The sequence below is a fragment of the Chitinophaga sp. genome (genome assembly GCF_019236475.1).
Classification (GTDB): domain Bacteria; phylum Bacteroidota; class Bacteroidia; order Chitinophagales; family Chitinophagaceae; genus Chitinophaga.
Window position 1 is genome coordinate 373,500 of the sequence record NZ_JAFAIX010000003.1, and the last position, 14,047, is coordinate 387,546.

The window sequence follows — 14,047 nt, forward strand, 5'->3', positions numbered from 1 at the left end:
TTGTTGTAACCTTGGTTGGTGTAGTTTATTCTGCCCAGCTCATCACATAGGAGCCATCTTCAATACCCAAGGCAGCTTCTGTAATCTGCAATGGATGGAAGGTGTCTACCATAACGGCCAGCTCTTTCGTTTCTTTAGCGCCGATACTCTTCTCTACAGCGCCTGGATGCGGCCCATGCGGAATACCAGCAGGGTGCAGGGTAATCATTCCCCTGGTAACATGTTTGCGGCTCATGAAATCGCCAGCTACATAATATAATACCTCGTCGCTATCAATATTACTATGGTTATAAGGCGCAGGGATGGCCTGTGGATGATAGTCGAACAGCCGAGGACAGAAAGAGCACACTACGAAATTGGTGCCCTCGAAAGTCTGATGTACTGGAGGCGGCTGATGCACCCTACCTGTAATCGGTTCAAAATCATGAATGGAGAAGGCAAACGGATATTCGCAACCATCCCAACCTACTACATCAAATGGATGATGTTTGTAATGAATGGGATACATCACGCCTTTCTTCTTGATATTGATCAAGAAATCGCCGTCCTGATCAATGGTTTCCAGGTTTTCCGGCTGACGGATATCTCTTTCACAGTACGGAGAATGTTCCAATAATTGGCCGTATTTGCTGAGATAACGTTTCGGATAACGGATAGGACTAAACGATTCTACGATAAAGAGTCTATTGTCTGGCGTATCAAAATGAATCTGGTAAATGGTTCCCCTTGGGATAACGAGATAATCTCCATAACCGAATTTCAGTTGTCCGTATTGGGTTTTCAGCGTACCTGTACCCTCATGAACAAAAATCATTTCGTCGGCATCGGCATTTTTGTAGAAGTAATTGGTCATACTCTGACGGGGAGCGGCCAATACAATATGGAGATCATTGTTCACCAGCACCGCTTTCCGGCTTTTCAGGAAGTCCTCTTCCGGCTGAATATTAAATCCCTGGAAGCTACGGTGTTTCAGCATTTTCTCTTCTGCCACTTTCGGCGCTACGCTGTATGGTTCATCTACTTTCACGATTTCGGTAGGCGGATGACAATGGTACAACAAGGTCGAATGGGAAGAAAATCCTTCTGTAGAAAACAACTGTTCCGAATACAGTCCGCCATCCGGCTTACGGAACTGCGTATGGCGTTTGTGCGGAATTTGACCAAGTTTATGATAATGTGGCATAACTGGAATATTGAATGAATAGGATTGTTTTGGTGTATGTATCCGAAAAAAATAAATGCTGATGTAAGGTGCCAGTCTACAGGCTAAGAAATTTACCGGGTAGGTGTTGCAGCCGACAGGCCCTTACGGACAGCAGCTGAAATAAGAATGAACTGGGAAGCAGTAGAAATAAAAGCTGCTACAAAGTTACGCCAATAAATAACGGAAAGCCTGTTTTACAGGTGGCAGAGATGGGTTATGCAATTGCCGCATCCATGGCGAGGGTAGCCATGAGAAAATAGTAGCGAAGCTGACTATTGGAAGTATATTTTAATAATTCCGGCAATGCAGTTCTTTTTGATTTTACCTGCTAAAGTTAATGATATTTTATATTAATCCAATTTTTTCTTCAGATGACAAATGCGGCCATCAAACCTTCATTTGAAAGGCATAATTTGTCATTTTATTGTCATTGAATTATGAAATAGAGCGATATAATTAATACTTAAATGGATATACAAAACACATCATTTTCGCAATAAGATATGACTTATTTCAAAATAAGTCACATTTAACAGAAATAATTTCAAAAAACACCCCTTCCATTGAAATTTTTAAAAATATCGCTACTGCGCTTTTATTTACAGGTGAAAATATAGACTTTTGTAACACAATCGTCACAAAACAGTAATAGTGCTACAGAAATCTACATATCATCTCTCCTTCACTCCCACCTCCCGGGAATGCATGAGCGCTATTATTACGTCCACAATTATTACAACCCCAGTGCGGGGTTAAAGTTCACATATCATCCAATGACCACTGATACAGTGGTATACAACCGGAAGGATCGGACTATTTCTACGTATAAACTTTATTCATTATGCAAGTTTTAAAATTCGGCGGTACATCCGTTGGTAGCTCCAAAGCAATAGAACAGGTTTGCCAGATACTTAAAAAATATAAACCAGCAGGAAAATATGCCATCGTAGTTTCCGCAATGGGTGGTGTGACCGATAAACTTATTAGCTGTGGCCAATTAGCAGGCGCCGGCAAAGAAGAATATAAATCAGTACTCCAAGAAATTGAACAACGTCACCTCACCGCCATTCGTGAGTTGTTCCCTATCACCGCACAAAGTGGCCAGATCAGCCAACTGAAAAAGAAATTGAATGCCCTGGAAAACCTCTGTGATGGCATCTTCCAGGTGGGTGAACTCAGCGCCCGCTCCTTAGATAAAATCATGAGCTATGGAGAATTAATCTCCTGCTACATGGTGGCAGAAAAACTGAAACAGGAAGGACTCAACGCAACCTGTAAAGATAGTCGCGATCTCATCGTAACAGACAGCAACTTTGGTCATGCTGCCGTTAACTTCGTTAGCACCAATCATAATATTAAAGCCTGGCAGGAAGCCTCCACCGCGGAATATACCGTATTCCCCGGTTTTGTTGCCTCCTCCCCTGACGGCGAAACTACCACCCTCGGCAGAGGCGGTTCCGATTATACTGCTGCTATCATCGCGGCAGCAGTGAACGCCAGCCTATTGGATATATGGACAGATGTTAGCGGCATGATGACCGCCGATCCTAGAATGGTCAGCCAAGCCATACCTATCTCCCATATCTCCTACGAGGAAGCAATGGAACTATCGCACTTCGGCGCGAAAGTCATCTACCCACCCACTATCCAACCGGTCATGGATAAACGAATCCCGGTATGGATCAAAAATACCTTTGCGCCGGAAGATCATGGCACCCTGATACAAGACAGCACCGAGCGTAACTATCCAGTAACCGGTATCTCCGGAATTCAGCACATCGCGCTGCTGACACTGGAAGGTAGCGGTATGGTGGGCATTCCTGGGTTTTCAAAACGCCTCTTCGAAGCGCTCTTACGGGAACGCATCAACGTTATCTTAATTACACAAAGCTCCTCCGAACACTCTATCACCGTAGGTATACACGAAGGCGATATGCTGCGCGCTAAAACCGCTGTGGATGAGGAATTCGCTCAGGAAATACACGAGAAGAAAATAGACCCACTCCTGGTAGAGAAAGACCTTTGCATTGTTGCCGTTGTGGGCGATAAGATGAAAAACCACCATGGCACCAGCGGTAAACTGTTTGGTACCCTGGGCCGCAATGGGGTGAACATTCGCGCTATCGCACAGGGTTCTACTGAAAAGAATATCTCTACTGTGATCAACAAGGCAGATGTGAAGAAAGCGCTGAACTTAATACACGAAGCCTTCTTCGAGAAACCCTTGAAACAAGTAAACCTCTTTATCGCAGGGGTAGGCAATGTGGGCAGTAAATTATTGGAACAACTACAACAGCAACAGGGATACCTGCAAGAAGAACTAGGCTTGCAGATACGCGTAGCCGGTATGGCCAACAGTAAAAACATGCTGTTCAGCGAATACGGCATTAAGCTAAGCGACTGGCGGGAACAACTGCCACAGGGCGATGCCAGCGATATGAAGCAATTTATAGAACAGATAAAATCACTCAACCTTCGTAACAGCGTATTTGTTGATAATACCGCCAGTGGAGAGGTAGCCAAAACCTACCATGAGTTTCTCCAAAATGGTATTTCTGTGGTGACTTGTAACAAGATCGCCTGCTCGTCTGACTATCAATATTACAAGCAACTGAAAGAACTGGCACGTAGTTACAATGCCTCTTTCCTCTTTGAAACAAACGTAGGTGCAGGACTACCGGTGATCAATACACTGAATGACCTTATCCGTAGCGGAGACCGCATACATAGCATAGAAGCGGTGTTGAGCGGCAGTCTGAATTTCGTGTTCAATCATTTCGTGAATGGCGCTAGCTTCCGCGATGTAGTGCAGGCAGCACAAGATGAAGGATACACTGAACCAGATCCACGTATAGACCTCAGCGGTGTAGACGTGATGCGTAAAATCCTCATCCTGGCCAGAGAGAGCGGAGCGAAAATGGAAATGAACGATATCACCAATCACCTGTTTTTGCCAGATGATTGTCTGAATGCCCCTTCTGTAGGCGATTTCTACGAACAGCTAGACGTACATGCTAGTCATTTCGGGCAACTGCTCAGTAACGCAGTGGCTGCAGGGAAGCGACTTAAATTCGTAGCCCGTTATGAAGAAGGCAAAGCTTCTGTAGGACTACAATGTGTATCACCGGATCATCCGTTCTATAACCTGGAAGGAAAAGATAACATCGTATTATATACTACCAGCAGGTACCGTGAACAGCCACTGATTGTGAAAGGAGCAGGTGCAGGTGCAGACGTGACCGCCTCCGGCATATTTGCTGACATCATCAGAAGCGCCCGATAGATTAATCTTTCGTTACCCTTCTGAATGCATTTACCATTCCTAAATTTCAAGTATTAAATTAACTATATGGATTGTATTAAAGTATTTGCTCCCGGCACTGTTGCGAATGTTGCCTGCGGCTTTGATGTAATAGGACTGGCCATGGACGCACCCGGCGATGAAATGATTCTACGCAGGAGCAAGGAACCCGGCATCCGCATTACTGCTGTACATGGCGCCGATCTGCCGCTAGACCCGGCAAAGAACGTTGCTGGCGTGGCAGTACAGGCCCTGCTGCAAAAATACGACCAACCAGATACAGGTATTGAAATAGAAATCTTTAAAAATATACATCCTGGTAGCGGTATCGGCTCCAGCGCTGCCAGTAGTGCGGGCGCTGTAGTAGGCGTCAACCACTTGCTGGGAGAGCCTTTCACCCGCAAACAACTCGTGCGCTTCGCTATGGAAGGCGAAAGACTGGCCTCTGGCTCCGCGCATGCGGACAACGTGGCGCCGGCCATATTGGGCGGTTTCACCATGGTGCGCAGTTATCGGCCACTGGATATTATTACGCTCCACTCTCCCGCTGAACTCTGGGTGACGGTGATACATCCACAAATAGAAGTAAAAACTTCTGATGCCAGGGAAATCCTCAAACAGAAAGTACTCATGACAGATGCCATCCGTCAATGGGGCAATGTGGGCGCCCTGGTGGCGGGCCTTTTCCAAGAAGATTATGAATTGATCAGTCGCTCCCTAGAAGACGTGATCGTAGAACCTGTGCGCAGCATCTTGATTCCAGCTTTTCACGAACTGAAATTAAAATGTAAGGAAGCGGGCGCACTGGGCGGAGGTATCAGCGGTTCAGGCCCTTCTGTATTTATGCTGAGTAAAGGAGAAGCCAATGCCCGCAAAGTGGCAGAGATGATGGATAAAGTGTATGCGCCACTGGGCGTGGATTATAAAATATATGTTTCCCAAATCAACACTGCGGGAGTAAAAGTGATTGACTAACTAATTTAATGAATAATGCATTATGCAATACTATAGCTTGCACAATCCGGAATATAAAGTATCCTTTGAAAAAGCAGTGACAGAAGGCATGGCGCCGGATAAAGGTTTATATTTCCCTGAAAGTATTCCCCAATTGGACCCTGCATTCCTGGAAAACCTACATCGATACAGCGATCAGGAAATAGGCTACCAGGTAATTAAAGCGTTTGTTGGAGATGAAATTCCGGAAGATAAATTACGGGAGATAGTAGCTGAAACGTTACATTTCCCTTTCCCTATACAAAAGGTTTCGCGTGCATCTTATGCCCTGGAACTCTTTCATGGCCCTACCCTCGCGTTCAAAGACGTAGGGGCCCGTTTCATGGCTGGCTGCCTCGGATACTTCCGTCGTAATAGCAAGCAACCGGTGACTGTACTGGTAGCCACTTCCGGCGATACCGGCGCTGCTGTGGCCAGTGGCTTCTATAATGTGCCTGGCGTGGAAGTCGTGATCCTCTACCCTTCCCGAATGGTGAGCACCCTCCAGGAAAAACAATTGACTACTCTCGGTGGCAACATACGCGCCCTGGAAGTACTAGGCACCTTCGACGATTGTCAGCGTATCGTTAAAACGGCTTTCCTGGATCAGGAACTACAGGCTAAACGTCCGCTCACTTCTGCGAACTCTATCAACGTAGCCCGCTGGCTGCCACAGATGTTTTATTATTTCATTGCCTACAAACAGATGAAAGCGGCCCATCCGAAAGTGGTATTTTCCGTGCCCAGCGGCAATTTCGGGAATATCTGCGCGGGTATGATGGCAGCGGCAATAGGATTACCAGTAGCGCATTTCATTGCTGCTACGAATGTCAATGACACCATCCCTCGCTTTATGCAAAGCGGTAAATACGAGCCCGGACGTGCAGTACCTACCCTCTCTAATGCGATGGACGTAGCAGATCCAAGTAATTTTGTACGTATATTGGAGCTGTATGGCAAGAACTTCCCGCAACTGGCTGCCAGTATGAGTTCCTACAGCTTTAATGATAAAGATACTGCCCGCGCTATGGAACGGGTATGGAAAGAATCCCATTACATGCTAGACCCACATGGCGCCGTTGGCTACCTGGGCCTTCAAAAATACCTGGCGGAAGATCCTGATATCACAGGCGTATTCCTGGAAACTGCACATCCGGTGAAGTTTGAAGATACCGCTCCGAAAAGCATCCGGGATGATATTCATACCCCGGCAAAAGTGATGTCGTTATACGGTAAGGAGAAATCTTCTATCGTGGTAGCGGCTGATTATCAGGTGGTAAAAAAGACTTTAATGCAGTTAGAATTTCAGAATTCAGAATTAAGCCATTAACTTGGCACTGTATGAGAAAACTAACTATCCTCGTCCTGGGGCTGGCAATGGGTGCCTGCAATAATTCATCGCAGCCAACCACCCAGCACCAGGCCACTGCATCTGCCGACTCCGTTTTATATAGCGACATTATTCGTCCGATTACTGATTCCCTGCAACAATTCCCACAAAACCACGCGTTGTATTATCGTCGTGCCCTGCTGCTGTTCAATACCCATCCGGATATGGCGCAGAAAGATTTTGAGCAGGCGGCAAAATTAGACTCGGCCAATACAGATTATTGGGCCGGTGCCGGGGAAGCGGCATTGGTAGCCGGTAATCACCAAACTGCGGCCCATCTCTTTTCTAGGGCTTTGCAAACCGCTCCCAATTACCCTTACCTGCAATACAAATTGGCCACCGCCATGGTGGAAAACAAACAATACACCAGCGCTGATAGTCTCGCTGACCTACTGGCCAAATCCGGCGAAGGTGCAGACCAGGCATTCTACCTGAAAGCTAGGATAGCAGAAGATCACAAGGATACCGTGTCTACTGTTCGTTATCTCACCCAGGCGATAGCCGTGGCGGGAGATCATCCGGAATATGATGCCCTCATGGAACTAGCGGACCTGCTGAGTGTACAAAAGCAGAAAGATGCCGTACAATATTACGTACAGGCATGGAAGTTAGATTCCACGAATGCGGAACCCTTGTATTTTGCAGGCCGTTTCCAAGAACGAATGGCACAACAAGAAGCTGCCATAGCCTCTTACCGCAAGAGCATCATATCCGATCCAAATTTTGAGGCCTCGTATATGGCTTTGGGTGATATCTACCGAAATCATAAAAATTGGAAAGAAGCCTATACTTTTTACAACCTGGCTGCCAAAGCAGCTCCTACAGATGCACTGGCCTATTATCAGCGTGCCCTGTGCCAAGAAAATCTGGGTAAAAAGGAAATGGCGCTGGAAGATTATATAAAAGCCTCCTCTTTTAAGAAGGACTTCACCGAGGCCAAAGCAGCCATCAAACGACTGAGCAAGTAATTGCTTACTTTTACAGCGAACAAAATCATTGCCTTTGGAAAAAAAACCTGTATTAATTGCGCCATCTCTACTGGCAGCGAATTTCCTGGAACTGGGGAAAGAAGCGGATATGCTTAACCGTAGTGAGGCCGATTGGTTTCACCTGGATGTGATGGACGGACGATTTGTGCCGAATATCAGCTTTGGCTTGCCAGTGATCGCCCAGATCAGAAAGGCCACCCAAAAAACCTGCGATGTACACCTGATGATTGAAGAGCCGGAGAAATATGCAGAAGCATTTAAAAATGCGGGCGCTGATCTACTGACGGTGCACTATGAGGCCTGTCCACATCTGCATAGAAATATCCAACAGATCAAACACCTCGGCATGAAAGCCGGCGTGGCTTTGAATCCGCATACACCGGTAGGATTGCTGGAAAATGTGATCCGCGACTTAGATCTGGTCCTGATCATGAGTGTGAATCCGGGTTTTGGCGGACAAACCTTCATTGAACAAACCTATCATAAGATTGCACAGTTGCGTCAATTGATTAACGACACCAACGCCCACGCGCTCATTGAAGTGGATGGCGGTATCAGTGCAGAGAATGCCGGCCAGCTTATACAAGCAGGCGCAAATGTACTGGTAGCTGGAAGTGCTGTATTTGCATCAGAGAATCCCGAACAGACAATAAGCGGACTAAAAGCCGCAGCTATGGCAGGTTTAGGAAAGATGTGATATGATTTCCTTTGACAGTGGTTTAGTCAGATAACCGCTTACAAACTTATAACTACGCACACGTTCTTTGTCTTTCTCATCAATACTGGATGTCAGTACAAATATCTTTACCTGTTTAGGCAGGGATGTTTGGAATCCTGCATATTCATCCAGGAATTCCCAGCCATCCATTACCGGCATATTCAGGTCCAATAGGATCAGATCCGGAAGGGCTTCTGGCACATTCGTGTTTTCTCTGAAGTAGTCCAGTACTTCCTGGGCATCAGAGAATACACGAATATTATTGCTTATACCCTGTCGCTCGATCATAATTTTGGCGATCTGCTGGTGAATAGGGTCATCATCCACAATAAAAATCATATTGATCAGGTTCATATAAGCATATTATTCAGGCCTAAAAGTAATAATAAATTTTGTTCCCTGACCTGGCTTACTTTCCGCCTTGATGCTTCCACCCATTGCTTCCACCTGTGTTTTGGTGATAAACAATCCGATTCCCTTAGCATCTTTGTTCTTGTGAAACGTCTTCCTGAAGCCAAAAAGTTTATTACCAAATCTCTCCATATCAATTCCCACGCCATTATCTTCTACCGTCATCATAATATTATCGTTTTCCACCCAGGTCTGTAAATGCACCGCTGGAGTGCGTTCTGGGGATCGATAACGGATGGCATTGGTTATAAAATTCTGTATGATACTATCGAGATATACTTTTGAATATTCCAGGGCAGGCGCTTTTTCAAAATCAGCTGTGATGCGGATATGACTGGTTTCAATATCTACCAGCAGGATATCTTTTACCCGCTGTAATCGGTCTGCGAAGAAAAGTTTTTCTTTCTCTACATTCACATCCTTGCGGATCTGTATTACTTCTACCAGGTCGTTGAGGGTTTCATCAATTTTCTTGATGACCTCATGCAACATCCCTAAATAAAGTTCCCTTTCCTGGTAGGAAGAGGCTTCATTATGCATCTGCATGAGCGCTTTCAGGTTCGCAATAGGCGCACGCAGGTTATGCGAAGTGATATGCGCGAAATCTTCCAACTGCTTATTCTGATTCAGCAGATTTTTATTCAGATTGGAAAGCTGATCATTGGCTTTGCGCAGTTCCTTCTGCATTTTCCGGCTCTCGGTAATATCCCGGATGAATACGGAAATACCGCCGTCTTGCATAGGCGTCAGGAGGAAATCATACCATTTATCTTGCAGCGGGAAGTAGATGCCGAAAGACTGAGAGGTATTATGTCGGATGCATTCCTGGAGGCGTGCATAGAAAACCGTGCCACTCAGTTTCGGGAATACTTCGAAGATATTACTGCCTGTCAGGGCCTTTCGGCCGATCATTTTTTCCGCCTTTTGATTGAGGAAGTTCAACTGACCATCTGGCTCCATGGCCACGTACCCCATATCCATGGTATCGAAGAAAAGGCGCATCAGTTCCGTATTGCGACTGAGCGCATCGCGGATAGCTGATTGTTCTGTGATATCCTGCACCACCCCGTATAGGCGTTGTGGTTGTCCGGATACGGCATCCGACTGACCAATATAACGGATACGCCTGGTGGTATTATCCGGTAAAGCGATCGTCAGTTGTACATCAAAAGGTTTGCCTGTACGAATACAGAGATCGATATGATGACTGAGCAGTAGTTTTGATTCAGTAGTATAGAAAGACAACACATCTTCCAACGAAATCGCTACACGGGAGCTACATTCGTGGATACGGCAGGCTTGTTCGGACCATCGGATGTTGCCGTTGTTTACTTCCAGCTCCCAACCACCGATTTTACCTATCTGTCCTGTCTGTAAGAGGAATTCCTGGTTTTTGACATTCTCCAGTTCCTGCATTTTCTTATCGGTGATATCATTCACCAGGGCCACTACGATGCGTTCCTTATCCACTGGGTTCACTACTGGGAAAACAGTAAGATCGAGGAATACTTCTCGCCCAATGGAGGTCCAACGTTCATCTTTGGAGAAGTCCACTTTTTTCTCCACGCGCAGGGCTTTGTTATCCTGCAATGCTTGCTGGAAGAGGTCATCCAGTTCAAACATAGTAGCAAACTCATCGTTCATAACGTTGAACTGTCGGCGTGCCGCGGGATGTGGCGAATTAAAGAAATTACGTTGGGTTTGATTAATTCGGCGGATAAAGCCGAAGTTATCAAACTGGATATAACCGATGGGTAAGTTTTCGATGATATTATCGAGGAGGCGTTCACTTTTCTGAAGACTGATTTCTGCGAGTTTCTTTTCCGTGATATCGTCCAGGATGACGAAAATATTCGTCAGATTGGCCAGTTTGTCTACCACCACAGTGAAGATGGTCGCCTCGAAGTACACCGGATAGATCCGGGTGATTCCTTCATAATTTTTCTCAGAATAGTTGAGTAAAACCTCTTTTTTAAGTGTTTTCCCTCCTTCGCGCACCTCTTCGAAGAGTCTTGCCAATCCGTTGATACGATACAGTGGGTCCTGCAACCAGTTATATTCTGGGTTGCGTAGGAATGGATGATCTTGGCCCCAGATTTCACGCTGGCGGCTGTTCATTTCCATACTGATCCCTTCAGGCGAGAATTGCTGGAGGCCGATGGGCAAGTTTTCTAGGATTTGGCGGAAGTACTGTTCATCTTCCTGGATGCGGAGCTCCGAGCGTTTACGTTCCGTTATATCCAGGCCGATGATAAGGAATTGTTCAATGGCGCCTTCGTCTGATAGGATGGGACTGAAGCCAGCTTCTATCCAGAGGGGTCTGGTACCATTGATGAGGAAGCCTATTTGTTCGCGTACCGCTTGTCCTTCATTGATTTTATGGCAAATACCTTCCCACTGTTCCCGGTTGACAGGTAGCAGGATAGTTTCAAAATGTTGACCTTCTATGGCCGATGCGGGCAACTGTAGCGCATGCAACATCAGGCTGTTTACCGTGGCGATTGTACCATCTGCATTCACTGAAACCGACAGCGAGCACGCATTAATGGCAGCTTCCAGGTGTTGTAGATGCCGGTAATGCTCATCCAGCATAGCTATGTTCATATGATAGCGTAACTTAATATCGTTGTGGTCTGCAAAGGACCAAAATAGCTATAATCCGGGAGAAATTATTTTAATATTCCATAAATGTAGGGAAAATGTTTATTGGTGGCAATTTGGTTCCGGCGGGATATTATCGAGTATAGCGGCGGGAAGTTGATAAAGTGTTTAAATGTTTATCCACGATTGTGGATTTTTCAATTTGCAGAAATTGTCAAACGGGTTATATCTTCGTGCCCAGGAAAAAATCTATAAAACCAGTTATATGAAAGTTTTGATTATCATGGGTTCTGAGAGTGACAAGCCAGTAATGGAAGAATCCCAGAAGTATTTGCAGTTTTTTGGAATTGAAAGCGATATGGTTGTTGCTTCAGCCCACCGTAATCCTGACAAGGTTAGAGAATTATGTATCACCGCGCAAGAGAAAGGTTTTGGTGCAGTAATTGCGGCTGCTGGTATGGCTGCTGCTTTGCCAGGCGTAGTATCTGCATACACTTCTCTGCCTGTACTGGGTGTACCTTTGGAAGGTGGTTTACCTGGTGGTGTTGACGCTTTATATTCTATTGTACAGATGCCTGCAGGTTTGCCGGTAGGAACCCTGGCAGTAGGTAAAGCTGGTGCGCGTAATGCTGCGGTACTGGCTGCACGTATCCTGGCGCTGAGTATTCCGGCTGTTGCTGCTAAAGTAGAAGCATTTAAGCAGAACGGTTATAGAATTTAGTGTTAGCTTAACAAGATTGCTATCCAGGTTGCGTAAGAATTAAATATATTCGGTTTGAAAACCGACAATTTCCTGGACAATTAAAATCTAAAGATCATTGACTGAATCTATTATCAATTTAGATAGTATTAATCCCATTGAGTTTTTCGGTGTTAACAACGGAAAACTGGATTTACTGAAGAAAAAGTTCCCATTGTTGAAGATCCTGTCCAGAGGAACCCAGCTAAAGCTGAGCGGCTCGCCGGAAGAGGTAGCAACAGCGGAGGAAAAGATTGGCCAGATCGTGAAATATCTGGAGCGTAACGGCAATCTTACAGAGAACTATTTCGAACAAATCCTTGGGGATGAGGAGGGTACAGGTATCGATAATTTCAGTGACCGTAACCCCAATGAGGTACTGGTATTCGGCCCTAACGGCAGAACAGTCAGGGCCCGTACGGCCAATCAGAAGAAGATGGTAAGTCTTGAAGCCAAGAACGACATCATTTTCGCTATTGGTCCGGCAGGTACCGGTAAAACCTATACCGCAGTGGCGCTAGCAGTGCGAGCGCTGAAAAATAAGGCGATCAAAAAGATCATTCTTACGCGTCCTGCAGTGGAAGCCGGCGAAAGCCTGGGTTTCCTGCCGGGAGATCTGAAAGAAAAGATTGATCCTTATCTGCGCCCCCTCTATGATGCGCTGGACGATATGATCCCGGCTGAAAAGCTGAGCTATTATATGGCCAACCGTATTATCGAGATTGCACCCCTGGCGTATATGCGTGGCCGTACCCTGGATAATTCCTTTATTATCTTAGATGAGGCTCAAAATGCGACAGATCTGCAAATTAAAATGTTCCTGACACGTATCGGCGCTTCCGCCAAAGCTATCATCACCGGCGACCTCACCCAGATCGACCTGCCTAAGAATCAGAAGTCGGGCCTGGAAAAAGCTACCCGTATCCTTCGCAATATCGAAGGAATCGGATACCTGGAGCTAGATGAAGAAGACGTGGTAAGGCATAGGCTCGTAAAAGCCATCATCAGGGCTTACGATGCCAATAAAGACTAATTCACTTTAGGGCTGGCTAAAAGTCAGGGACTTTGGGTCAGCCCTTTATAGTTGTTCGCTGACGGAATAATGACGGAACTTTGCAGATTTGATTGTTTAACCCTATTTTTGTTAGTGATATATTAATAATTTATCCACCGCATGACCAATATTCGTCGAATCCTGTTACTGGCAGTGATACCAACCTTGCTGTTCAGCAGCTGTAAGAAAAAGGCTACCCCTGATGAAGTGGCACTAGCCTTTATGCACGCCATCCAGGATTCGAACTTTGACAAGGCCAGGGATTATGCCACAAAAGAATCCCAACAGGTAATACAGCTTTATTCTTTCTTCGACGCGCGTCGTAGCGAAGCAGAAAGAGAAAAGATTAAAAAAGCCCAGATCACGGTAGTAAAAACGGAAGAAAACGATGCCGGAGACCATGCATCCGTTACCATACTGAACTCATCTGCTCATCAGGAAGAGGTTTTACAGTTGGTAAAGGAAAGCGGCCAATGGAAAATATCGCTGACATTCGAAAGCATTATTCCGAATTATTCCTCACCACAGGGAGGAAATGCCATGGATTCTACCGGCATGATGCCTGCTGATACCGCTGAAGCTCCCGGTGCTGCTGCACCTCAGCTCCAGCAATAGCCTGCATTCCGGCTCTTCGTAACTGCCGGAAT

General features: G+C 45.9%; 11 protein-coding genes. 8 read left to right on the forward strand and 3 right to left on the reverse strand.

Going from position 1 to position 14,047, the window contains the following annotated elements; genetic code table 11:
• Positions 1-25 precede the first annotated feature (25 nt).
• The gene (locus JO154_RS03735; RefSeq protein WP_291941920.1) at positions 26-1,183 is read right to left on the reverse strand and encodes a homogentisate 1,2-dioxygenase; all 1,158 of its coding nucleotides are present in this window, start codon (positions 1,181-1,183) and stop codon (positions 26-28) included.
• 862 nt (positions 1,184-2,045) lie between these two features.
• Between JO154_RS03735 and thrA the strand changes: the two genes are divergently transcribed.
• The 5 genes from thrA (at position 2,046) to rpe (ending at position 8,574) form a co-directional block, all read left to right on the forward strand.
• Positions 2,046-4,487: a bifunctional aspartate kinase/homoserine dehydrogenase I gene (gene thrA / locus JO154_RS03740; RefSeq protein ID WP_291941922.1), complete on the forward strand. Its 2,442-nt coding sequence runs from the start codon at positions 2,046-2,048 to the stop codon at positions 4,485-4,487.
• Between the two features lie 66 nt (positions 4,488-4,553).
• Complete coding sequence (locus tag JO154_RS03745) at positions 4,554-5,480, forward strand: homoserine kinase (RefSeq protein ID WP_291941924.1); 927 nt, start codon at positions 4,554-4,556, stop codon at positions 5,478-5,480.
• Between the two features lie 22 nt (positions 5,481-5,502).
• Positions 5,503-6,828 carry a threonine synthase gene (gene thrC, locus JO154_RS03750; protein WP_291941926.1) on the forward strand — a complete coding sequence of 442 codons (1,326 nt, stop codon included), beginning with the start codon at positions 5,503-5,505 and terminating at the stop codon, positions 6,826-6,828.
• A gap of 11 nt (positions 6,829-6,839) precedes the next feature.
• On the forward strand, positions 6,840-7,856 hold the full coding sequence (locus tag JO154_RS03755) for a tetratricopeptide repeat protein (RefSeq protein ID WP_291941928.1): 1,017 nt from the start codon (positions 6,840-6,842) through the stop codon (positions 7,854-7,856).
• Between the two features lie 34 nt (positions 7,857-7,890).
• On the forward strand, positions 7,891-8,574 hold the full coding sequence (gene rpe / locus JO154_RS03760) for a ribulose-phosphate 3-epimerase (protein WP_291941929.1): 684 nt from the start codon (positions 7,891-7,893) through the stop codon (positions 8,572-8,574).
• Here the strand turns inward: rpe and JO154_RS03765 are convergent.
• Positions 8,560-8,949, reverse strand: coding sequence for a response regulator (locus JO154_RS03765; protein ID WP_291941931.1), 390 nt, complete (start codon positions 8,947-8,949; stop codon positions 8,560-8,562). The two genes, rpe and JO154_RS03765, sit on opposite strands and share 15 nt — an antisense overlap.
• A 9-nt stretch (positions 8,950-8,958) precedes the next feature.
• Complete coding sequence (locus tag JO154_RS03770; protein ID WP_291941933.1) at positions 8,959-11,610, reverse strand: PAS domain S-box protein; 2,652 nt, start codon at positions 11,608-11,610, stop codon at positions 8,959-8,961.
• 262 nt (positions 11,611-11,872) lie between these two features.
• Here JO154_RS03770 and purE point away from each other — a divergent pair, with 262 nt between their 5' ends.
• The 3 genes from purE to JO154_RS03785 all read left to right on the forward strand — a co-directional run bounded on the left by purE (position 11,873) and on the right by JO154_RS03785 (position 14,015).
• Positions 11,873-12,328 (forward strand): 5-(carboxyamino)imidazole ribonucleotide mutase, encoded by a 456-nt coding sequence (gene purE, locus JO154_RS03775; RefSeq protein WP_291941935.1) that lies wholly within the window; start codon positions 11,873-11,875, stop codon positions 12,326-12,328.
• A 97-nt stretch (positions 12,329-12,425) separates the two neighbouring features.
• The gene (locus JO154_RS03780; RefSeq protein WP_291941937.1) at positions 12,426-13,379 is read left to right on the forward strand and encodes a PhoH family protein; all 954 of its coding nucleotides are present in this window, start codon (positions 12,426-12,428) and stop codon (positions 13,377-13,379) included.
• Between the two features lie 141 nt (positions 13,380-13,520).
• A complete protein-coding gene (locus JO154_RS03785) occupies positions 13,521-14,015 on the forward strand; it encodes a DUF4878 domain-containing protein (RefSeq protein WP_291941939.1) in 495 nt (164 codons plus the stop codon).
• The last annotated feature ends 32 nt before the right edge of the window (positions 14,016-14,047 follow it).

Excerpts from the sequence above, each read along its gene's own strand:
- thrA (WP_291941922.1), top strand. The coding sequence starts at position 2,046 with ATGCAAGTTTTAAAATTCGGCGGTACATCCGTTGGTAGCTCCAAAGCA.
- thrC (WP_291941926.1), top strand. The coding sequence starts at position 5,503 with ATGCAATACTATAGCTTGCACAATCCGGAATATAAAGTATCCTTTGAA.
- purE (WP_291941935.1), top strand. The coding sequence starts at position 11,873 with ATGAAAGTTTTGATTATCATGGGTTCTGAGAGTGACAAGCCAGTAATG.
- JO154_RS03785 (WP_291941939.1), top strand. The coding sequence starts at position 13,521 with ATGACCAATATTCGTCGAATCCTGTTACTGGCAGTGATACCAACCTTG.
- JO154_RS03745 (WP_291941924.1), top strand. The coding sequence starts at position 4,554 with ATGGATTGTATTAAAGTATTTGCTCCCGGCACTGTTGCGAATGTTGCC.
- JO154_RS03755 (WP_291941928.1), top strand. The coding sequence starts at position 6,840 with ATGAGAAAACTAACTATCCTCGTCCTGGGGCTGGCAATGGGTGCCTGC.
- JO154_RS03735 (WP_291941920.1), bottom strand. The coding sequence starts at position 1,183 with ATGCCACATTATCATAAACTTGGTCAAATTCCGCACAAACGCCATACG.
- JO154_RS03770 (WP_291941933.1), bottom strand. The coding sequence starts at position 11,610 with ATGAACATAGCTATGCTGGATGAGCATTACCGGCATCTACAACACCTG.
- JO154_RS03765 (WP_291941931.1), bottom strand. The coding sequence starts at position 8,949 with ATGAACCTGATCAATATGATTTTTATTGTGGATGATGACCCTATTCAC.